The sequence below is a fragment of the Streptococcus sp. DD11 genome, assembly GCF_001578865.1.
GTDB lineage: Bacteria > Bacillota > Bacilli > Lactobacillales > Streptococcaceae > Streptococcus > Streptococcus panodentis.
Genome location: NZ_KQ969392.1, coordinates 22,836 through 23,915, shown reverse-complemented (window position 1 = coordinate 23,915; position 1,080 = coordinate 22,836). Strand labels below are relative to the sequence as shown.

Below are 1,080 nucleotides of genomic sequence, written 5' to 3'. Positions count from 1 at the left end.
AACGTCAGCTAGATTAGAAAGGACATGCCGTGAGCAAAGAAGAAAATTATTCGCCAGAAGAAGAGAAAAAAGAGTCAATTCTTGATTTTGAAGAGGCCAAAGAAATGACTGTCGGTCAGGCCAACCGCAAGAAAGAGGAGCTGGAAGCCGGTGTCACGGACAGCGACAATGTACTGGACAAGTACATCAAGCAGCACCGTGAGGAAATCGAGGCTGGGAAGTTTGATACGCAGACAATCAAAAAAGTGCCGGAGCAGGACTCAAGATCGGCAGCTGCCTCAACTTCTGAATTGGCGGAATTTATCAAGGAAACGAGAGAAGCAGTGGAGAGCAGCTCTGCTCCTGAAAATCAGGAAAAGGCTGAAAGCCCTGCAGCCGATTCTGATCCTGAACCGCTCGGCTCGCGCAGCAAGCGCTCGGAAAAACTGGACGATATTCCAGTGGCTCCGGTGACCAAGACCAGCTACGGCCCGGCTCCGGATCCTATTGATGATGAAGACTTGGAAGTACCTGCCCTTCCTTTCTATAAGAAAAAGGCTGTTCTCTATTCTGTTTTGGGGATTGTGGGCCTTGCAGCTGTCGGAACAACCCTTTATTTTGCGCTGGGACGCAGTCTCTTTGGAAAGGGCACAACTGCCAGCAGCTCATCAACTTCTCAATCCAGCAGGAAAAGCTCCTCTTCCTCTTCCAGCTCAGACAGCAGCGCTCAGGATGTAAAAGCTTTTAATGAAGCGTATGCTGCTTTCTTTACCGACGGCAATCAGACGGCCGTAAAAAACAGCAAATTTGGGGATTTGGAAAAGCTGAAAGCCTTACTGGAGAAACTAAAAGGCGGCAAAGATTATGATGCTGCTAAGACCAAGTATGACTCTCTGGTCAAGCAAATCTCGGCCATCCAAAGCGTGAACTCGCAGTTTGACGGCGGTGCCATCACCGATGGTGTCTTGAACAAGGATGCAAAGGCCAATACCAATGCAACCTTCTCAGATGTATCCAGCGGCAATGCCAAACTAGATGAAGTGCTCAAGGCAGCGATTGCCCAGGGGCGCAGTCAGCAAACAGCGACACCGGCACCTGCTG

At 49.8% G+C, this 1,080-nt stretch carries 1 protein-coding gene; it reads left to right on the top strand.

Annotation, left to right across the window (positions count from 1 at the left end):
- Positions 1–29: 29 nt before the first annotated feature.
- Positions 30–1,080, top strand: a 1,051-nt coding sequence (locus STRDD11_RS00110) for a cell division site-positioning protein MapZ family protein (protein WP_128835289.1), incomplete at its 3' end; no start/stop codon positions are given.